20 protein-coding genes are annotated in these 20,436 nt (G+C 55.9%); 2 read left to right on the top strand and 18 right to left on the bottom strand.

All coding sequences use genetic code 11. The annotated features are described in order from the left end of the window. Nucleotides 1–55: 55 nt before the first annotated feature. The 5 genes from AC3Y2E_RS08780 to AC3Y2E_RS08760 all read right to left on the bottom strand — a co-directional run bounded on the left by AC3Y2E_RS08780 (nt 56) and on the right by AC3Y2E_RS08760 (nt 3,633). Nucleotides 56–235 (bottom strand): hypothetical protein, encoded by a 180-nt coding sequence (locus tag AC3Y2E_RS08780; RefSeq protein WP_379209219.1) that lies wholly within the window; start codon nt 233–235, stop codon nt 56–58. Beyond that, complete coding sequence (locus tag AC3Y2E_RS08775) at nt 232–1,209, bottom strand: RNA polymerase sigma factor (RefSeq protein ID WP_379209217.1); 978 nt, start codon at nt 1,207–1,209, stop codon at nt 232–234. The genes AC3Y2E_RS08780 and AC3Y2E_RS08775 overlap by 4 nt, the downstream gene beginning before the upstream one ends. 757 nt (nt 1,210–1,966) lie before the next feature. Continuing rightward, nucleotides 1,967–2,374: a DUF2500 domain-containing protein gene (locus AC3Y2E_RS08770; RefSeq protein ID WP_379209215.1), complete on the bottom strand. Its 408-nt coding sequence runs from the start codon at nt 2,372–2,374 to the stop codon at nt 1,967–1,969. Between the two features lie 150 nt (nt 2,375–2,524). Continuing rightward, nucleotides 2,525–2,950: a pentapeptide repeat-containing protein gene (locus tag AC3Y2E_RS08765; protein ID WP_379209213.1), complete on the bottom strand. Its 426-nt coding sequence runs from the start codon at nt 2,948–2,950 to the stop codon at nt 2,525–2,527. A gap of 161 nt (nt 2,951–3,111) precedes the next feature. Then, nucleotides 3,112–3,633 carry an NUDIX hydrolase gene (locus AC3Y2E_RS08760; RefSeq protein ID WP_379209211.1) on the bottom strand — a complete coding sequence of 174 codons (522 nt, stop codon included), beginning with the start codon at nt 3,631–3,633 and terminating at the stop codon, nt 3,112–3,114. Between the two features lie 216 nt (nt 3,634–3,849). Here AC3Y2E_RS08760 and AC3Y2E_RS08755 point away from each other — a divergent pair, with 216 nt between their 5' ends. Continuing rightward, nucleotides 3,850–4,941 carry a phosphotransferase family protein gene (locus AC3Y2E_RS08755; RefSeq protein ID WP_379209209.1) on the top strand — a complete coding sequence of 364 codons (1,092 nt, stop codon included), beginning with the start codon at nt 3,850–3,852 and terminating at the stop codon, nt 4,939–4,941. Nucleotides 4,942–5,096: 155 nt separating this feature from the next. On the opposite strand, the gene AC3Y2E_RS08750 is transcribed toward AC3Y2E_RS08755, so the two are convergent. The 6 genes from AC3Y2E_RS08750 to AC3Y2E_RS08725 all read right to left on the bottom strand — a co-directional run bounded on the left by AC3Y2E_RS08750 (nt 5,097) and on the right by AC3Y2E_RS08725 (nt 13,313). Further along, nucleotides 5,097–5,876, bottom strand: a complete 780-nt coding sequence (locus tag AC3Y2E_RS08750; RefSeq protein WP_379209207.1) for an arylamine N-acetyltransferase family protein — start codon at nt 5,874–5,876, stop codon at nt 5,097–5,099. A gap of 175 nt (nt 5,877–6,051) precedes the next feature. Beyond that, a complete protein-coding gene (locus AC3Y2E_RS08745) occupies nt 6,052–6,957 on the bottom strand; it encodes an AraC family transcriptional regulator (RefSeq protein ID WP_379209204.1) in 906 nt (301 codons plus the stop codon). Nucleotides 6,958–7,095: 138 nt separating this feature from the next. After that, the gene (locus tag AC3Y2E_RS08740) at nt 7,096–9,027 is read right to left on the bottom strand and encodes a hypothetical protein (protein WP_379209202.1); all 1,932 of its coding nucleotides are present in this window, start codon (nt 9,025–9,027) and stop codon (nt 7,096–7,098) included. 185 nt (nt 9,028–9,212) lie between these two features. Next, complete coding sequence (locus tag AC3Y2E_RS08735) at nt 9,213–10,529, bottom strand: ABC transporter substrate-binding protein (RefSeq protein ID WP_379209200.1); 1,317 nt, start codon at nt 10,527–10,529, stop codon at nt 9,213–9,215. A 32-nt stretch (nt 10,530–10,561) separates the two neighbouring features. Then, a complete protein-coding gene (locus AC3Y2E_RS08730; RefSeq protein WP_379209198.1) occupies nt 10,562–12,124 on the bottom strand; it encodes an FAD-dependent oxidoreductase in 1,563 nt (520 codons plus the stop codon). A gap of 418 nt (nt 12,125–12,542) precedes the next feature. After that, entirely contained in the window at nt 12,543–13,313 is a 771-nt protein-coding gene (locus tag AC3Y2E_RS08725; RefSeq protein ID WP_379209196.1) for a GNAT family N-acetyltransferase, read from the bottom strand. Between the two features lie 191 nt (nt 13,314–13,504). On the opposite strand from AC3Y2E_RS08725, the gene AC3Y2E_RS08720 reads away from it, so the two are divergent. Then, entirely contained in the window at nt 13,505–14,392 is an 888-nt protein-coding gene (locus AC3Y2E_RS08720; protein WP_379209194.1) for a phosphotransferase family protein, read from the top strand. A 28-nt stretch (nt 14,393–14,420) separates the two neighbouring features. Here the strand turns inward: AC3Y2E_RS08720 and AC3Y2E_RS08715 are convergent, their stop codons facing one another. From AC3Y2E_RS08715 to AC3Y2E_RS08685, 7 genes are all read right to left on the bottom strand, one after another. Then, on the bottom strand, nt 14,421–15,218 hold the full coding sequence (locus AC3Y2E_RS08715; protein WP_379209192.1) for a helix-turn-helix domain-containing protein: 798 nt from the start codon (nt 15,216–15,218) through the stop codon (nt 14,421–14,423). Between the two features lie 138 nt (nt 15,219–15,356). Next, entirely contained in the window at nt 15,357–15,956 is a 600-nt protein-coding gene (locus AC3Y2E_RS08710) for an NUDIX domain-containing protein (protein WP_379209190.1), read from the bottom strand. 40 nt (nt 15,957–15,996) lie between these two features. Beyond that, on the bottom strand, nt 15,997–16,311 hold the full coding sequence (locus AC3Y2E_RS08705; protein ID WP_379209188.1) for a serine hydrolase domain-containing protein: 315 nt from the start codon (nt 16,309–16,311) through the stop codon (nt 15,997–15,999). Between the two features lie 238 nt (nt 16,312–16,549). Beyond that, a complete protein-coding gene (locus AC3Y2E_RS08700) occupies nt 16,550–17,500 on the bottom strand; it encodes an aminoglycoside phosphotransferase family protein (RefSeq protein WP_379209186.1) in 951 nt (316 codons plus the stop codon). A gap of 49 nt (nt 17,501–17,549) precedes the next feature. Then, nucleotides 17,550–18,008: an NUDIX hydrolase gene (locus AC3Y2E_RS08695; protein ID WP_379209184.1), complete on the bottom strand. Its 459-nt coding sequence runs from the start codon at nt 18,006–18,008 to the stop codon at nt 17,550–17,552. 64 nt (nt 18,009–18,072) lie between these two features. Then, on the bottom strand, nt 18,073–18,222 hold the full coding sequence (locus tag AC3Y2E_RS08690) for a hypothetical protein (RefSeq protein ID WP_379209182.1): 150 nt from the start codon (nt 18,220–18,222) through the stop codon (nt 18,073–18,075). Nucleotides 18,223–18,330: 108 nt separating this feature from the next. Next, nucleotides 18,331–19,761, bottom strand: coding sequence for an aldehyde dehydrogenase family protein (locus AC3Y2E_RS08685; protein WP_379209180.1), 1,431 nt, complete (start codon nt 19,759–19,761; stop codon nt 18,331–18,333). Nucleotides 19,762–20,436 lie beyond the last annotated feature (675 nt).

Below are 20,436 nucleotides of genomic sequence, written 5' to 3'. Positions count from 1 at the left end.
GACTGCAGGACGGACGGTGCCGTATGCCGCAACATCCAACAGGCCAGTTCTCCGTTTATTTGCGCTCCGGAGCAGCGCGACCCCGTCGCTCCTTGATTTCCCTTATTTCCAGATGCAAAAAAAGACTGTTCAGCCTCAGCAAATCCATTCTCGCTTCATATTCCGTCCCCGGTTTGGTCAGCCGCTTGCTCCGGTAGTAGATGGCGTACAAGGCAACCCTTCCCTTCCTGTTCATATCGGCGTCCGGTCTCCGCTGCCGCCGCTGGCCGGCCGATCGTCAAAAAGCGCTCGTGCACAAGCCGCATGAAAAGGCTGTCTGCGCAGCACCTCCGCCGCCTCCTGCCAGGGCAAGCCCAGACATCGCAGCAAATGGATCAGTGTCCGCCGCTCCCATCTCCATGCGTCAAACTTCCCGGCCAGCAGCGGTCCGTCTATTTTCTCATCCAGACGCAGCTGCTCGTTCCATTGCTCCGGCGTCCCCAGCTCATCCTCCATCGCAAAACGGAACAGCAGGACGGCATCCGGCTCGAAAGGTTCCAGCTCATCCGGCCCGAATCCGTCCGGCCCGCCTGCCGCCGTATACCGAGTGCCGCTCTCGCGTATCCCGCTGCCGCTAGACGGCTTGACTTCCCGGTCCGCCTTGCGGACTCCGCGGTATTGCGCCAGCGATTCGGCCAGCGTTTTCTTCGCCTTATGCACCCATTGATCGACGTGATTGCTGCTGCAGGCAAGCCGCTCGGCCGTCTCCTTGGACGAGTCCCCCCGCCAATACCGGAGAATGATCGCCTTGCGCTGATTGGGAGGCAGCATCTCGAGCGCCTCCTCGATCTGATCCTTCAATTCCTCGCTCCGGTCGGCCAACTGCTTCTCATACCTTTGGCTTCTCAAGCCTCCGCCTGGCGTAAAATCGACCAGAATCGGGCTGATCCTGCGAAGCTGGTTTTTGCTCACATAAACGATCACCTGACAGACCCAGGCGCGAAACGCGGCGCCTCGCTTCGTCTCAGCCGCTTTATGCAGCACGATCTCGAACACTTTATCCTCGATCTCCTCGTAATCGCTTGCACCGAGGGAACGTTCGCACTTGATCGCTTCATAGGAAGCCAGATGCATAACGACACCCGGCAGCCAATTGGTTCTGAACCGGATAACGATGTCATCTTCGGCTTTGTTATGTACGATACTGTCGTAAAGCTGGTCAAAATTCATCTTCCCCCTCCTCATCCGGTCGAAGGCTGTTTAAACATAATCTTGCCCTCTATTAAGTAATGTATTGAGCAGGTCGAAATCTTATCGCTAAACGACAATTATTTTAAAAAACAAAAAAAGAAGGCCCCTCGTAAAAGGTTCCTCCTTTTAATTCCGTTGATTCCGCCGGGCTCCCACTCCGGTAACCGCCAGCAGCTCGCCCGATGATCCGGCTTCGCCCTTCCGGGCTCCAGCTCAGGACGAACCCGTTGCGGAATCCATATGACACGGCCGTCCCGAAAGACCCGAGTGTCTCTTACTCTGATTTTCAGCCGCTTTGATGATTTTGGTCCGACTGCTTCCGAATCATTCTCCACGGACTAACCAAACCCGCTCATGTCCGATCCGCAGCAGCAGGCAGCAGTAAGCTGGCCAACCGGCACGTCCGATACCATACCTTTTCTAGCTGTTCGCGACCAGTCATTTTCCCGTGTTGCATTCCGCTAACGGACATCACGGCAGCTTAATCGCTGATTTTTGCAGCTTTTCAAATTCTAACAGTCATCTGAGCATCTTTGCGGCGAATTATTCCTTATTTGTCCGCATTTTATCATCGCAAGCGTCATTTTTGTCCGTTAACCTTGCAAATCTTTCTTTTGGGGCTGTCTAAGCTGCGCTCATGTCCATTACACAGTGGGTCGTGTCAGCGCGAGGGGAGGGGGACGCCCCATCCCGCCTTTTCATACCGTCTCTTTCAGGCAAGTCGCTCTCTCAGCCCTCAGCCAGCGCTGCGCTCAAACGCAACGATCCATTCCCCTTGCACCGCTGCATATCCCGTGTCCCCTTCGACGACGAGACCGTACAAGTTTTTGACGTCCAGATACTCCTTGCGATCGCCGTTATCGAACTCGAGAGTAATGTAGTAGTACGTACGGGACGAATTGGACGTGTGGATCGCTCCGCTGCCGTGGTTGTGCTGATTCGTATAATGTCGGACGTCCATCCGTTTGGCGACGACTTTGGCGTATACGGACTCCTGCGGCGTGCTCGCGTTTTTTACATAACGAGCCCCGCTCATCACCATCCGAACGATCACGATCGCAAATACGACGATAACCAAGATCGGCACGACGGAGACCATAAAGGAAGACATTCCTCCGCCAAACGACGGTCCCATATCGATCATATTTTTCACCTTCCCGTTGCTAGTTGTTTACCTTTATACGTAAATTAAGCACAATCGTTTCCGGATTCGGCAAAAAAGCAAAGAGCAGCCTGCCGCGGCTGCTCCGCTCTATGCTCATGATGTACGTACAGGATGCACGATCGAACCGGCTCAAGCTTTTCCGTGACGCTCCAGAAGCTCGTCGATGTGAATCCCGTTGATCGTCAGTCCCGTAATGTCGCACATCTCCAGCCGCACATGGCTCAAATCGCAATTGGTAAACGTGCTGTCGTGCAGCGTACAGTTCTCGAACTTCAGCGGCCGCTGCTTCTCCCCCGGCTTGTAGGCGTGATGGCCTTCGGGCGGCAGGCCGATATTCCGGATGACAGCCCCGCCCAGCTGCGCTCCGTCTATCGTAATGTCGCTCATATTGGCGTCGGTAATCAAGGTTCCGGCCATGCACACGTCGGTATACGTTACGCCTCCGATGTTGGCGCACCGGATCGTCATCCCTTCGGCATTAACGTTCGTTAAGCTCGATTTCGAGATGTCCGCATTTTGAACCTTTAGCTGCTGCTTGTCGTTTTCGATGATCATTGCCGAATCCCTCCATGAATTAGTAACGGATTGATTGCATAGGGGGTCGCCCTGTCGGCCCTCTTTATTACGCATTCATCCTCTAGTGATATAACGGCAACCCGGGTTCATTCCATACAGTCGATTTGGCGATCGATGCCGGAGGCGGAGGCTTGCCGCTCTTATTTCGTTGCCCGCACCGGCTCTCCGGCCGATTCCCCCAAGGGCAAACGAGTGTAGCCGATATCGTTGTCCTCGGAATCATAATCATAAATATGGTCGTACACGGCACCCTCCAGCATCGGCGGGAGAAAATGCTGGATCTTATGCGATATGCCTTTGTTCAGCGGTTCCAAAATCCAGGCGACCGGCTTCCAGTCCAGGATGCCTTCTTCCGTCACCCGAGGGGTTGGATAGTCCAAGTCGTCGCCCACACGCGCCAGAAAGACGTACATGCCCGACTTCATCGTCGGCGTAACCCAAGTAATTCTGCCCGCCAGCACAACCTGCTCCCGCTCCAGCCGAATTCCCGTCTCCTCCGCGATTTCCCGGATGATGCCAAGCTCGGGACGTTCGTCCTTCTCCAGCTTGCCTCCGACTCCGTTCCATACGCCCATCTCCGGCTTGCTGCGCCGGTTCAGCATCAAAATCTCGTCGCAGCGCTGAATGAAACAAAGCGTATATTTGTACACGTTACCTGACATCAGCCACTCTCTCCTTTGCTGCAAAGCGGGCTTTCGCTGCCGGCTGGTATGACAGCCACCATCGCCCTCGTCACCTGACTTCCCCATTATATACGATCCGATCGAGAAAGCGGGGGAAAATAGGGCGGACGGTTAAGCTGCCAGCCCAAACCCTATTGTCTATTCCGGCCATATTCCTTATAATGGGAACATATATTCCTATATCTGGAGGTATCCATGAACAGCTTCCATTACGGCGAACGATTAGGAACGATTTCCGACCGGCAATTTCAGGCGGCTTTGGACCGGTTACAGCTGGGACGCTTCCAGAAAGCCGAGAAGACCGCTCGAGGCAGCTTGGGACAGACGATATTCCTCTCTTCAACCGAGGGCGAATATGTGATGAGAGGCGATCCGAACCCGGGGCAGCTTCGGTTGGAAAAGTTTATTATTGACCATCTGCACGCCTATACCGGTGTGCCGGTTCCGGCCCCGTACCATCTCGACTTGTCGACCGATTTGTTCGGATGGAGTTATGCGATTATGCCCCGGCTAGGCGGCGTTCATATCGATACCGAGGAGATGAGGAACCGGCTGAGCGCGGATGACGAGCGGAGCATTGCGAGGGCGTTCGGCCGCAATCTAGCCCGGATGCAGGAATTCACCGCTGACCGGCCGGGCCTGTATGTGCCGCACGAGAATGGCATCGTTCCTTTGGAGCAGCTGTATCGGGATTGGCTGTTCGGTCCGGTGCGCGACCGGTACGTCGACAGTTTCCCGGTGCACGACAACCCTTATCGGCAATGGTTGTATACGAAAATCCGCTTTTGGCTCGAGGACGCCAAAAAGTATTCGGTCATCACCCCGGAGGATCGCGATTGGGTTGAACGCGTACTTGCCGCATCAAGCGGCGCTTTCGATTCCGGATGGAAGCCTTGCTTTGTGATGGGGGATTACAAGCTGGACAATGTCCTGTTCGAACGGCGCGGCGGGGACTGGGAAGTGTCGGGAGCTTTTGATTTTACCGCTTGCGGCATGGGGGACGGCATTGCCGATCTGCCTCGTGCGTATGCGATGTACATCGACAGGGACGCTCCGGAGCTTGCCGGGCAATTTATGACCGGATACTGGGACAGCCGTATCGTTCGGGACACGCCGGATCGCGGATGGACAAACCGTTTCCGTGTTCATCTGATTCATGAACGTTTACTCGTCTGGGGATACCACAAAGCGAGCGGCACCGTTTACTGGGACGACGCCTGTCCTTTCCGTCAATGGATGGAGCGTTATTACGAGGGGATGGCCGGACTGCAGGACATCGCCCGGTAAACCCTGTCTGTGTTGTGCGTGGAACAGGCAACTGCGGGAAGCTGTACGACCGATCGCTTATTTCGGCCATAACGATTAGAGGCTCCCGGAACCGAATCCGAAAGCCTCTTCGTTTGGCAAAGCTTGCCGTTCCAGGCCGCTTCCCCGCTTCCCTGCTACCCCAGATCGATACCGAAATAAGTGCGCAAAGCTTCCTTGTAAGCCTCATCTGTCTGCGGAACGAGCGTGCGTACGCCTTCTGCGGTGAAGATGCGGAACTCGCCTCCGGCGATCGTATTGCGTCCTTCCGCCGTACGGATCGCGACCATCGGGCTTTGGATGAAGATCGAATCCGGGCTGTTCTCGCACCAATACGACGCCATCACAAAATCTCTGGCCAGCTGCGGTTCCTCGCTGAACGAGTAGATCCGGCTCCACGCCCCACGCTTCCGCTCGCACAGCACCCAGCCAAAATCGTCGTCCGTCTCCATCCGGTAACATTCGTCGCCTTGCACCTGCTCCAGCCCTTCCTCCATCCGGATCGGTCTGCGGGGAACGATCCCCCCGACGCCGACATCGCACAAATACGATGCGTCCCCAACCGTCACGAGCAGCACCTGATGCCGGCGCTTCGGAGGCGGATTCGGCTCGTCCCGCCAGAAGCGGGCGAACAGGTCGGTGACGGAATATCCGAGCTCCCGCAGCAGCCAGCCGAACAAAGCATTCAGTTCGAAGCAATAACCTCCGCGTCTGCGCGTTACGATCTTGTTATGAATCGCCTCAATTTGAAGCGAGATCGGCACCCGGTTCAAAATATCGAAGTTCTCGTAAGGCACCGTGTGCAGATGGCATTCCTGCAAGCGGGCGAGGCATTCGGCGCTGCCGTCCGCAGGGCCGTCGTAGCCGATCCGGTCCAAGTAGGCCCGAACTTCCGGCTTCATCTGGCTGTTCCTCATCTAATCGACTCCTTGTATCCGACGCAACATCTGTCAGGTGTTTCCTACCATCATCATAGTAAAAAATCCCTCAAAAGGGAAGCGCGGCTGCATAGCCTGCTCATCTACCTTCTGAGGGATTGTCCTTCTATATAGTGCGGCTTGAACGGACGATGATCCCCGCACGCGGCCGGACTTACGGGATATTCGTCTGCACCTGCTGCTGGAATGCGCTCGGCGTTTGCCCGGTAATGTTTTTGAACGTTTTGCTGAATTGGGACGAGGAGGCGAACCCGACCGAATAAGCGATGTCGGTCAGAGACATCTCGCTTTGCTGCAAGAGCAGCCGTTTGCTCTCGAATACGCGCTGGAGAAGCACATATTGGTGATAGGTCATCCCTTTTTCTTTCTTGAACGTTCGAATCAGATGATCCGGACTAAGCTGAAAATGGTCGGCCATCGTCTTGAGCGACAAATCTCCATCGAGATGCTGTTCGATATATTGGCACAGCTGCGAGATCGGATTTTCTCCGGCCCGCCGCCCGGGCTTCCGCTTCCCCGGACTGCCTTGCAGCGTTTGCCCGGCTTCCAGACAACGTCGAACCAGTACAGTCAAATTCATCAAGCCGGAGACGATCATCTGCTGCCAGCCGATTTTGCGCTCCCGCATCTCCTTATGCATCATGAAGAGCAGGTGTTTCATCGTCATATACGTATCCGGCTGCAGTCTGATCTGGTGGCAGCTCACATCGGACAGCCAGTCGAAGTCGCGGCCGGGCATTAAGGAAGACAAGCTCCGGTCGTCGATCAGAACGACCATTCTCGTATACAGATCGGACGGATCGATAAACACTTGATGCGGCATTTTACCCGGAAAAACGAGCAGTTGGCCGGGCGACTGCCTCAATATATTTTTATCAACTACGAATGTGCCTTGGCCTTCCAGCGTCAAATTAAGCTCGATGCCGGGCTGGGTGTGCATACTGAAGTTATGCGCGCTTAAAAAATCGTGGCGCAAATAAATCGGGAATTCTTCGAACCATCTGCATACGGCATCATTCATCGAAGGAGACTGGTTGATTAGCGAGCGGTCAAGTGCCATGAAGACTCCCCTTTCCCCGATCCTGCCGGAAAGGCTCCAGCCCTTCCTACCCTTCATCATAAAGAACGATCCTGCAAAATGCAACGGCTTCGATTCCCGCGCTGTCCCACGACGACCGTCCTTCCCGCAGATTATCCTTTATCGGGCCGAACCTTGTTCATAATGAGGCAGCAGCCGTTCCTCCAGCAGTCCCATCAGCAGCCCGGCGGAAATCTCGGCCACCGTCCAGCCGGATTCGATCGACCACGGTCCCCAGCCCGCATCCGCCGGAGAGCCGAACACTTCCGCTCTCTCCGCGTCGAACGCCCGCGTCCACGCTCCGTCAAGGACCGGGTTGTCGCTGCGGAGTTGAGCAGACACAAGAAACCCGGCGATCTCTTCCCACAGCTGCTTGAAATAAGGATCTTTTGTAACGAAATACGCCTGAATAAATCCGATCGGCAGCCAATTGTTCGAGTATAACAGATCGATGACCGGATCGCCGTTGCGCGAAATCAGCGAGCTTTCGCCTTGCCCGATCTCGTGCCGCATGGCGGCGCGGTACCCTTCGTCCCATTCCAGATAAGCCCCGGTCGGATGCCGGAACTTTTGCAGATCGCCCGCAACCCGGTACAGCCATTCCCGATGACGTTCCTCCCCCGTCTCCCAGTACAGCCAGCTGAGCGGCAGAATCAGCCGGCAATATTCTTGCGTCTGGCTCTGCTCCCGTTTCGTATCCGGATATAGGGCCATCATGGTCTCCATCCCCTGGATCGCGGTCATGCGGAATTCTCCGATGCCGGTCAACCGGTAGGCGAGCAGCAGAGCGGCATAATAAAAGCCGTTGTAATGCGCGCTCGGCATACGGCCCGGCTCCGACCGAAGCTGCTCCATCTTCTCCGGTGTAAGTCCGATATTATCAGTCCGGTACACTCTCGTCCCGTCGGTCCCGGTCGTACGGACAAGGAACAGCAGCGCCTCGGCAATATCGTCCAAATGCTCGGTCGTACCGGAGTACAGACATTTGAGCAGTTGCGGCAGGATGGCGCGCGCCACATCGTCCTGGTAACAGACGCCCCATGCCTCTTCGGTCCAACGAATCATGCCGTACCACGGCTCGTCCCGATCTTTGCACTGGAACTCGCCGTATACGACTCGCTGCAGATTGTCCGCGATATCCAGGCTGCGCCGGTCAGAGGTCAGCAAATGGTTCAAATAATAAGGTAGCGCGATCTCTCCGATACAATCGACCCGCCGAATCGTGCTCATCCGCTGGGTGCCGTCCGGATATATTTCCGTTCCCGGTCCTTCCAGAGCACCGGTGACGCCTTCGTCATAGACGACTCCGGACCGCTCGAACCAGCGAACGGCGCGATCCGCGCTGTCTCTAATCTGTTCGGCAAGCGGAGCTTCCGGCCGCTCCGCTCCCACTGAATAAGCGGCTGCGGCGCCGCTCAGATCGGCCGGCCCGTCTATCAGCCACTCCAGGATGAACCCGATCAGCTTAAGAGCGGAACGTCTCGGCGCAAATCTCGCTTTCGCGAAATTAGCGAGGCGCAGCGAGCAGACGAGCAGATTGTCGGGCGTATCGAACCAAAGCCCCCGGTCGGATACCGGCTTGGTCAGCTCCGGCGTCATCTCTACCCGGTCATGAGCATGAAGCTTTACATATTGCAGAATAGGCAAGCCGTGCGAGCAGGCGATGCTGTGCGGCTTCACACGCATATTGCACTGATCCTCGATAAGCTCGCCCGCCTCCAGTCCGTCGATAACCCCGTCCGCGCATACCGCCAGCCGCTCGTACCGGCTGCTGACCGGAGGGGCGCAATAAACGTGGCCGATGCTGCCCACATATTCGGCGAACACCCTCTTCCCCGCCTTGATCTGCTTCTCCACCGCATTTCTTGTCCGGGCCCGCAGAAGCAGAGGCTCTTCCGACACCCCGCCCAGCACGGCGACCGCGTCGTATTCATCCAGATTCGGATTGTCATCAGGGGCGAAAAAAGCGACGTTCGCCTTCTGAAGCTGCAGCATGTTTGTAAAATCGTTTTTTTTCGCCGTAATAACGGCAATTTTTCTAACGTTCATCATCGCCACCGTCCTTCGTTTAAGCCCAAGATGTTGGAAAAGAAAAAAGCTTCGACCGGAGCTGAACGGAGTCTTTTCCATGGAATGTCAACCGTCCGTGAGCACAGCCCGGCCAATCCGATACACAACGTAACGCGAAAGAGGCCGGAACGAGTCGTCCCGGCTCCTTCATTCGTTGACTGTCTTCCTTACTTTTTCATCGCCGCTTCGATGGCCTTGTTCGCATTCTCCTCAACGGTTCGAAGTGCCGTATTCACATCAGACTTGCCTGTGGCGACATCCACGATCGCTGCGGAGAGCTGGGATCTGACGGTGCCGTCGTATTTGGTAACCCGGATCGGCTTGCCGATGGTATCGGCGAACACCGCTTTTGCATAATTCGTTCCGTTCAGGAACGGCAGCTTCGTGCCGAATTCCTTCACGACGCTGTCCGTTTTGAGAACAGGTACCCGGCCCGCCCGCGCGTTCTCCGCCTGCATCTCATCCGAGAGGAAAAACATGATTACTTTAAACGCTTCGTCCCGGTGAGGGCTGTTCGGAGGTATGGCGAGGAACGGCGCGTTCATCTGCGACCCGACATTCTCCATCCCGGCGAAACGGGGATTCGTAATCGCATCCCATTCCAAACCGCTCTCGATCGCCGGCGGCAGCAGCTCCAGCGGACTCGGCCCTCCCCGCATGGCCAGCGATTGTTCCTTGAAAAAGAGCTGATCTTCCTTGGCGTTGACCAAGTCATTGTTCGACACCTGGTACAATCCGGCCATCGTACTCAGCCATTTTTTCCACGCATCGGTATTGACCAGCGATTTGTTCGATGCAGGATCGACGAAAGGCAGTCCCATCTGATTTTTGTAGATCAGATTCAACCCGCTGTAGGCGAATCCTCTGTACTGGATGCCGCTGTCGACACGCGATACCTTTTTGACCAGCTCGTTCAGTTCTTCCCAAGTCATGCCGTCCTTCGGAAACGGAACGCCGAACTTGTTAAAGATCGTTTTGTTGTAAATGACGACGTTATTGTTTAACTCGTACGGCATAACCGAAATATCGTTTTTGTCCGTATACATTCTTACGGAATCGAGCACGCCCGGCGCCAGCCGGCTCATATCGAACTTGTACTTGGCAATCAGGTCGCTCATATCGGAAGTCAGTTGCAGGTCCATCGCCTTAAACAGCCCGCCCGCCGAATAAGCGATCAAGTCGAGCTTCACGCCGGAGGCGATCAGGTTGTCGATGTTTTCGTTCAAGTACGGGTTCAAGATGATGTTGTACTTGTCCTTCACCTTCGCCTTCCACTCGTCCATCAGCGATCCGGAATATCCGTTATAGAAAAAGTTGATCGTAACCGGGTCCTTCAGCTTCTCCGGCGCCTCGGCCGGATTGCCGGCCGGCGGAGTCTCGCTCCCTGCGCTTGTTCCGCCTGTTGTTCCGTTCTGTCCGCCACATGCTGCGAGAAGTACGCTAAGAGATACAAAGACCAACCCTTTTTTCAAATTAACGTTCATTCTCAAGTCCCCTTTCCTCTACAAGTGTAAGCTTATAGGTTCCAGATCAGCTCGATGCCCTGTCCGGTCAGCAACTGCTGATATTGCTCCAGCAGGCCAGGGTCTTTATAGACGGAGCGCGGCTGTACGCCTTTGTCGAGGCAAAAGGAAGCGAGCAGCCCGGCCGCTTCGCCGATATTCCATTCCACCGGATGAAGCCGGTAGCAGCCGTTCGTAATATGAGTCGTTCCGATGTTTTTGTTAGCCGGCAGCAGGTTGTTGACCCGGACCGGGATTAAGCTGCCAAGCGGAATCTGAAACGGAAGCGGGGAGAAATGAATATAATTGCGGTTCGCCGTGCTCGGATGCAGATCGATCGCGTAATAACCGATGCCTACCGAATCAAGGAACCGTTCCGCCTTGCCGTCCGGATGGAACTCTTTCGTCACGTGCTGCTCAAGTATCGTAAACTCCGCTTGAATCCGGCGCGATTCGCGAATGTAAACGGATTTGGCCAGACCGTCCTCCGTACCGAAAATATCTTTGCGCAGCCGGAGTCCGGGATAGCCGATTTTACCGTCAAGACGAGGCGCCTCCGTCTGCATCCAGTAGAGGAGCGATAAACTGATCTGCTTCGCCCCGTCCAGATGGCGGGCTTTCTCTTCCTCGCTTACGTCGATAACCGGGCCGAGCACGTAATCGTTTTGCGGCCAGTTTACGATCGTGATATCGCTTTCAAACGTACCTGGCGCGAAATTGGATTTGTCGGCGATCCGGCGGTAATCAAACAGCGGGAACAAGTCGTTTTCCGGAAACAGCACGTATTGTCTCGCTTCATGCGTGACCGGATGGGGACCGATCCAGCCCAGCATCCGCCCCGGCCAATAATCCGGGCTGAACTCTCTCCAGAACGCATAATCCCGCGGCTTGTCGATCGTGTGGTCTTCGCCTTCGATATAGTCCATAGCGAAACAATGCGTGATCGCTTGCATCTCCGACGGATTCGCCGCTCCCTCCAAAGCGCGCGGCTCCCCGGTCTGCTCCCGGGACTCCGCTCCCGTTACATATTCGACCCCGGCCATCGGCAGCAGATCGCCGCATTCCGTCGCGTCGAGCACATACGGTGCCGTGAGAACCAGGCGATCCCCGGATTCGAGACTTCGCATCGTGACGGCGCGAACCGTATCTCCTTCCGTCTCCACCGATTCCGGTACGTGCTTAAGCAGAATGACCAGTCTGCCGCTATGCGTGTATGGAGCCGCCATTTCGAGCAGGACGGCCAGCGCGGTCCTTGGATCGCCGCTTACTTTACTGACGAGCGCGTTGCCTGGATTAAAAATATCCGCCTTCTTCCCCAGATCGCTCAGCAGAAAGTGGCTGCGATAGTAGTGGCGCACGCCGTCCCGGAACTGCCGGTAGCTTCTCGTGCAGCCGGTCTCCTCGATCCATCGGTGTTCGTCGGGCGGTACTCCCTGACTCGTCACTTGGCCGCCGATCCAATCCGTTTCTTCGGTTAATACGACGCGCTTGCCTGTTCTTGCTGCTGCCAGCGCAGCTGCAAAACCACCCAGACCGCCGCCGATGATCGCGACGTCTGCATGCATTTCGCGTTTCATATGCATCCCCCTGTCTATGCCCTGGTACATCCTTGTTTGAAGATCACAACCAATATACACCGGGTTCCAAGAGGGGGTCTATTCGATAATAGACGTTACATTTGTGATTTATCGATATTTGGATGGGGATGTGGGAAAGGAGTGTTTCGCAGCAGGAAAGGAGCTGTGTAAGAGGCACTCTAATCATCACACGGTATCAAGAGACATGCCATGGAGAAAAGAAATAAGCTTAAAAGGGAGTTAACGGGGCGGTTCCAAAAAATGTTCGCTGAGAGGGAATCTTTTCAAGTTAATCGGCGACTCGGGTATCGTGCCTGGTGAAGGAACCTATTCCTGCCCAGATGCCCAGACAGGTGCCCCGCTTCCGGGCGGCTGCACCTCCCGCCACAAGCAAGTCCGGGCTCCATGTCTCGTTGGACTACGAGTTGTCTCTGGCGTACATCTCGACCCAAGCCGGCCAATAGCCCAAACTGGCGGCCAGTTGTCTCGACTGCAGATTGCTCGTAATCGTCGAATAATACGGCGTAACGCCCTCCTGCAGGATCGATAACGTTAACGTGCCGACGATCGCCTTGCCGATCCCTTTCCCTTGGTACTCCGGCAGCACATCGACGCCGATCTGCCACATCGTCTCGCTATCCTCGGATGCTCCGGCAATGCCGACGACAGTCCCGTCGCAAACCGCGATCGTTGCCATCCGATCCGGCCGCGGGCTGTCGGCCCGAAACGACAAAGCGTGCTTAAACCGGGTGTAGCCGTACAAGCCGGACACTTGGTCGCCGCGGTAAGTGGAGACGCTGACTCCAGACGGAACCGTAAACGCCCGGAAATGATCGGCAGAGCATACATACTTCTGATCCGGTCCCGCCATAAACTGACGGTCCGGTGCGACAAGCTCCTCCAGTAAAGCGGCCGTCCGCGCCGTGAAAATTTGCCCGGTAACGAGCCCCCCTAGCTCCCGCCTCGCCCAGTCCATCCGGTCCGCGCTGCACGAAACGACGACGCCTTTCCCCATCGTTACGATCGTTAACGCTTTTTCGCGAAGCGGAAACCGGAGCCTTCCTTCCAGACTTTTCGCTTCGTACACCGATACGCCCTCACGGTCGAGATCCGTCTGAGGACAGGCAAGTGTCGCCGATAAGACACCCTTAACGGTTTGTACAGCCGTGCTCCAATCCGATGCGGTCATGATTATAACCCTCCCGTTTTTCCGTATCCGTTCCCGAATGGAACGATTCCACTCCGCATCATACCAGATTCCCGGCAGACGAAGCGGCATTTCGGTCGGAAAGAACAAGCATAGTGGAATTATCCGCTTGAAACGGTACTGCCGCTAAGCTACGTTATACGAAGATCAACTTTCGAGGAGGAAAGTATCTGTTGACTATTCCCCATAAGCTGGTAGACCAAGTCGCGGCAGCCGTCGAAGCACGCGGCTTCGTCAATATTACCCCTGCCGTGCTAAGCAATGGAGCCAATCTCCTTATACACCTGGCCCCCTACCCCGTCGTAGCCCGGGCGGCCAAGCTGCGGCTCGAAGAAGCCGAAGCGACGCTGGCGCGCGAGATCCGAGTAGCGCGTCATCTGCACATATGCCAAGTTCCTGTCGTACAACCCCCCGATACGACGCTGGCCGGTCCGTTCCTGGCCGGCGGCACGTGGGTCACTTGCTGGGAGTACGTACCGCCTGCTCCGGCGTCCCCTCTCGCCCCGGACCGGGCGATCGGGCTTGTCGGTGACCTGTCGTCGGCAATGGCTTCGTTCCCCGAGGAGCTACCCGTCCTTGGCGTCTGGGACAAATCGCATCAAATCATCCAAGCGATGCCCGCACACGACGATTCGCGAATCAGCCGGGCACTCGAAGCGTACCAGTGTGTCGACGAGCGGATGCGCCGGTTCCGGCCGGAAGAGCTTGTCCCCACCCACGGCGACTCCCATGCGCGCAACCTGCTTCCGGGCCCGGACGGCTGGCGCTGGACGGATTTCGAGGACGTTAGCCGGATGCCGAGATATTGGGACTATGCTTCGTTTGTCGCAAATTTGGCGTTGTTCCGGGGGTGGGAGGAGCCGTTTCTGCAAGCCGTGTTGAACCGTCCGGTGGTTGCAGCAGACCGGGAATCGTTCGGATTCATATTGCGCGCGCGTATTCTAATGTCGACGCTTTGCAATGCGGCATTGGCGCTGGAGGGGCATGGAGACTGGTCTTTCGCCGAACGACAACTGGAGCTTTGCGGCGGTTTCCTGCGGCAGGTGCAGCAGCGGATCTAAACAACAGCAGAACCAGGTGCGCCGCGCCTTACCGGGTAACGCCGCTTGTCACTCTGTTCATGAAATTGTTCATCAGCAGCGATAAAGAGATGAGAATCGGCGGATCGTCCGCCCGCGGGGGATATAACGTAACTTGCAGATGCGGGATATACGATCCGGGGCCGACTACGATCGGCTCTTTCGTCCGGGTCCGTAAAGTAGCGTGCGGCAGCAAAATATCCATTGCCTGCATCCCCCACGAGAGCGAAGTCGCCATCAAATAATAGGTGCCCGGCCTGACGCCGGTAAAGCAAAAATCGCCGACGGACGGAAGGAGCGTCCCGTACAGGGGCAATCCTTCCGGAATCGGTTTGGCGAACAGGCCGATCAGAATGACGCCATCGAAAGGAATCTCCGCACCGATGGTTCCTCTTACCGTATTAAGGTGATTCAAATACCGCTGCTCCGGTTCCCAATCGCCAAGCTTGCGCAAAGCGCGAAACTGATCGTCCGCCTGCAGCCGCGAATTCCGGAATTGGGACGGGGACACGCCTACCCGTTCGGTAAATCGGGTAGTGAACGTACCGAGGCTTTGCTGGCCGATCTCCAGGCCGATATCGCGAATGCTCATATTTGTCTGCAGCAATAAATCTTTCGCTTTCTGAAGCCGTAGAGAAGAGACGTAATAAAGCGGCGGCAGCCCGACCCTTTCCTTAAACAGCCGGGTAAAATGATAGGGACTGTAGCTAATATGGCCGGCTAACCGGGAGAGAGGCAGCGGATCATCCAGATGCTTATGAATATAAGCGATCACCTCATCTATTTCCGTAAGCTGGTCCGTAACCATGTATACCTTCCTTCCCTCCCGCCGTCCCGCGTGCAGCAGGAGACCGGAGTCTGGTCTATTGCGATTTTCGCATCTACTTAGCAGTATACCAAACACACGTTCCCGTGTGAATCATTTTCTGACTCCATTTCCATTCTTTTATACCTGCTTGGCGGGAGGCGCAAGCCGAGCGAGTTCCGGATGCATCTGCAGCAAAACGTGAAGCAGACGCAAATGCGGGAACGGTTGCAAAATAAAATCGAGCGGCAGTTCTGCCTTCGACACCGCTTGTCCCCCCGCCTCCAAATACTGCCTGAAAGTAATCGAAGTTGTCACCATACGCCGAATCTCTTCCGGGCGGAGCAGGAGCAGCGCCTTGGTCTCCGCAGCGGGAACCGGCGAATCCGTGGAAGTCGCCAAATAAATCGGCGTAATGCTTCCATCCTCCTTTCTTGAGACAAGAATCGGCGCTATGCCGTCTTCCTCCCACGGACCGGGGGACAACCGGTCGCTCTCTCCGTAATCGAGCCAATAAGTAGCGGGCGGAGCGACCGGATTCACCCGCATCGACGCCTCCTCCCACGCTTCTCTCGATGCGCACTCCCAGCCTGTCTCGCCTTCCCCCCGATGACCGCCGAGCCTGACGACGCCGAGCACTTGTCCGGACCGGTCCGGACCGGCTTGAAACGGAAACAAACCGCGGGCAAGCACATATACGCCAGCCGTCACCACGTTGTAGACGCGTTCCGAATGTGACAATCGGGACACCTTCTTTCTGATCGCTGCTGATTAGCTCGTCTTACTTTAACCCGTCGAACAGCAATTGCTCCACTTCCCAGTGAAGCTTCCAGACGTTGCACGTTTGATTCGCTAATATGATGCTGGTCGTGTCCAGGTCCGGGTAATAGGCAAGCATCGCCGCAACTCCGGCGTTGGAGCCTTCCTTGTAGAGGCGATAACCCTTCCCTTCCGTATTATAAGTAAAGTGAAACCCGTAACCGTTAACGATTCTCCCCCATTCGAATGTTTTCTCCAGATGGGTCTGCGGCTTCAACATCTCCTGTGTCATTTTCTCGGATAGCAGCTTGCCGCTTAGCAGGGAACGCCTTCTCACGGTAATACTGATCGAACAGTGAAGCGATTGTTGAACTCATCTTTTTCACATCCCAGGCACATTGATTGTTCCATTTTACTAAAAAAAGGGAGTCTTGTTGTAATAATAAATGACTACATTAAATATTACCAGGCCGGGCAGACGGCAATAAGTCGGGTAGCCCTTCCGCCTATACCTCGTAATAAACAGAGACTGCCCAGGCAGCCATCGCAGATGACCGTCGGGCAGTCCCTTTTTGTTAACTTAGCACCATGTTCATGTATTGAATCATCGATTCTAACGTATGCCGATCGGTGCGCCACGACCCGAACGTCCACCCCATATACCGCAATCCTATGTACCGGGAAGCCGTTATATACCGCTGTCTGAATTCGTCCTGGTCTATGGAGACTCCTCTTGCTTCGAGCGCCATTCGGTATTTTTCCGCTTTTTCCAAGCTCGTGAAGCGAAGCGGAATATCCAAGTAAAACGATCCGTATCCGGCTTCCTCCCAGTCGATGTAACGAATCCGTGTGTTGTTCTGAACCAATACGTTGCCTGGGTGCAGATCGGTATGGATTAATGTATGGGAGCTTGCGTCGTTAAGGATCGGTTCCAGATCACCTGCAATCGATTGGGCCGCGGCTTGGATGTCCGGTATGTACGATTGAAATAAGGCTGCGAAATCCTTGTCCTGCACAGCCCGATTCCACGACGGCTCCCACCGCTCGCGAAGCATTCGGGATATATAACCGGAGTCGGCTTCAGGAAGCCAGAGCAGTTCGTGCCTGCGACCCAGGTTACTGGCGTGAAGGTGAGCAAGCAGTTCGAATTCTTGTCCGAGAACCTGTTCCGCATCCACAGCCCCGTAGTCCGTCGCATAGTCAACGTCCTGAATGCAGACGTAACGGGACTGATCCTCCTCATAGTCACGAGAGAAGCTGTAAGGTACAGCAGCCCCTTGCCGGTGCAGCAGCGCCAATACCCGGCGTTCCTTCAAACTGGCGTTTTTAGTGATGTAAGAGGTTACTAACCGTTCGTTCCGATACTCCACTTGGACTTGATGCCGATAAATGTCTGTGGCCGAAAATCCTTTGTGAACCGGCTGTTCTTCCAAGTCCAGCACAACAGCATCCGGCGAAATAAAACATGCGACAGCTTCTTCGATCAAGCGACGAAGCTCGACGTTTCTATCGGCGCTGCAGTCCATCAGCAAACTCCTCCCCGTTTCGAAAAAATCCCGGCTACCTGTGCCCCATTCAGCGCTCCTGCTGAGACAAATAACGGTCGATAATCTTCCTGTGGCTCTTCACGATGTCGTCCGGCAGATCGGCCCATTCAAAATATTGGAAATCAAGCGATTCAGCGTAATCGATCTGCAGCTGTCCGCTTACATTTCGGGTGAAATACGCTACGGTGACGGCATAGAACTGATCTCCGTTCGGAGCGGTTATAAATTGCTCGGGGCCCGAGAAGACGTCCACCAGCTGCAAATCGCCGATCGTAAGTCCCGTCTCTTCCCGGACTTCGCGAATCGCGGTTTGCTCGGCCGACTCTCCCAGCTCCATCAGTCCGCCGGGCAGCGCCCATCTTCCGTACGGATGACGACGCTGTTCGAGAAGGAGGCGGTCTTGATCATCCAGCACAAGAGTCACCGCTCCAACAAGAATCAATGGCCGGTGCCCGACCGCGGAACGAAGTTCTTCGACGTATCCCATTCGGATTCCTCCTGTTAACGCGTAGTGGGGTTGCATCTGCTCCTTTAAGTTGATCATTATAGCACTAATCTTCGATGCGGAGCAACGCTTGGTCCGTGCTGCGCTTGGTTTCTACCCAGCGATGGACCGCTGCTGCGTCCTGCGAAGCAAACCGCTCCCCCGTCTTCATCTCCAGCCGGCCGTTCTCCAGCGCGCCTAACACCACAAGCATCAAGCGGCAAAAAAAACCGTCCGGAACTTGAACGTACCTCCTGCGGTTAGATGCGATCTAACTAGCGGGGCACTTCATTCCCGGACGGTTATCGAGGCAGCAGCCTGCCTGTTACGGCTTCAGCTTGATCGAGATCAGCTTCAGCTCGGTCATTTCTTCTACCGCATATTTGATGCCCTCGCGGCCGAAGCCGCTTTCCTTGACTCCACCGTACGGCATGTTGTCGACGCGGAAGGTCGGAAAGTCGTTGATCATGACCCCGCCTACGTCCATCTCGACCGCCGCCTGCATCGCCGCATGGATATCGTTCGTATAGATGCCGGCCTGAAGTCCGTAACGGGAATTGTTCACTTCCCGGATCGCTTCGTCCAGCGTCGAGAACGACCCGACCGTGACGATCGGACCGAATACTTCCTGACACGATACCGGCTCGGTCGTCGGCACCCCTGTCAGGATCGTCGGCGGATACAGCCGCGGATGGACCGCTTTGCCGCCGGTAACGACTACCGCTCCTTGGGCGACCGCGCTGCCGACCCATTCCTCCATTCGGCGAACTTCCTTCTCGCTGATCAGCGCCGACACGTCCGTCGCCTCATCCAGCGGATCGCCGACGACCAGCTTCTCGGTTTGCGCTTTAAATTGCTGCACAAACGCCTCGGCCTTCTCCTCATGGACCAGGATTCGCTGGATCGAGATGCAGACTTGCCCGCTGAAGGAAAAAGCGCCGAGCACGCAGCGCTGGATCAGCTCCGGCGTAATGTCGCAAGTCCGATCGAGGACGAGCGCGGAGTTGGAGCCCAGCTCCAGCGTCATCCGTTTCAATCCGGCCTTGTTTCGCATCGCGATGCCCACCGCCGGACTGCCGGTAAACGTAATCGCCTTGACCCGGCTGTCCCTCACCAGCTTCTCCCCGACTACCGCTCCCGGCCCCGGGATAATGTTAAGCGCTCCCGCAGGAAGTCCCGCTTCGGCAAAAATATCGCCGAGCACGAGCGAAGAAAGCGGCGTCTGCCCAGCAGGCTTCAGCACCACCGTATTTCCCGCCGCAATCGCCGGGCCCACCTTATGGGCAACCAGGTTAAACGGGAAATTAAACGGCGTAATCGCCCCCACGACGCCGATCGGCCGGCGCATCGTAAAAGCGATCCGCCCTTCTCCGCCCGGCGCGGCGTCCAGCGGAACGGTCTCGCCATGGATGCGTCTGGCTTCCATCGCGGCGAACTTGTAGGTCTGGATCGTCCGCATGATTTCGCCGCGTCCCGTCTTGACCGGCTTGGCCGCTTCCAGCGCCAGAATGCGCATCAGCTCCTCCTGCCGCCGTTCGAGAATGGCGACGACCCGGTCAAGGATCGCCGCCCGCTCGTGCGCCGGCATCGCCGCCATCACCGGAGCGGCCGCTTCGGCTGCACGGATCGCCTCCTCGGTCTCCGCTTCCCCCGCCTGCCCTACTTCCGCCACAAGCTCGCCGGAATAAGGCGAGTACAGCGGCGTATACCGGGGCGCTTCTTTCCACTGGCCGTTCATATATAAGTGATGTTTCATCGTATCCCCACTTTCCCGAATTAGCGGCAAGTTCCCTGAATCAGCCCTGGCTTCGCACTTGCCTGGTCAGTACTTCCCCGATTACCGGATTTGCGCCGTATGTTCTCCATCTCTCCCGGATTCGGGTCGTCCTTCACTTCTGAAAGGCCGTTCCGGCCGCAATCACATTGGACATCGTCTTCTATCCGGCCCGATTCCGGAGTGTGGAGGCAACACCTTCCATATACAGGAAATCCCCAAGCTGACAGACGCCGTACATGCCGTACTCCCATTCCGACATCCCTTCCGGACGATACAGCGGAGAAGGAAACTGTGCTATACAAGCCGGGGGCCTAAGGCCCCATTTGAAATTTATACGGCTTCACCTTGCTTGTCAACGGCCTCCCCATCAAGGTACTACGTGGAAGACTTTTACGAACAAGACGATGCCAGGTTTGATGGTATAATAGTTTTCTGGACATAGGTATTTTTAGGCAGAATTCTGCAACGTAAAGGCTCCTTGATTCATAATCTCTATCAAATATAGTTGTCGTTTACGGAATAGATGATGTATCCTTCTAATTGGGGATCATCCGCGGAGGAACCTTTACCTTGCTCTCTTAGACGAAAGTATGTATGCGAATAGGTGAACAGGCAACCCTCCACGAATAACGAACGACGATCTTTCATACCGTC

This window comes from Paenibacillus sp. MAH-35 (assembly GCF_058135425.1).
Note: the sequence above shows the minus strand (reverse complement) of the source record. Positions and strands in the feature narration are given on the sequence as shown.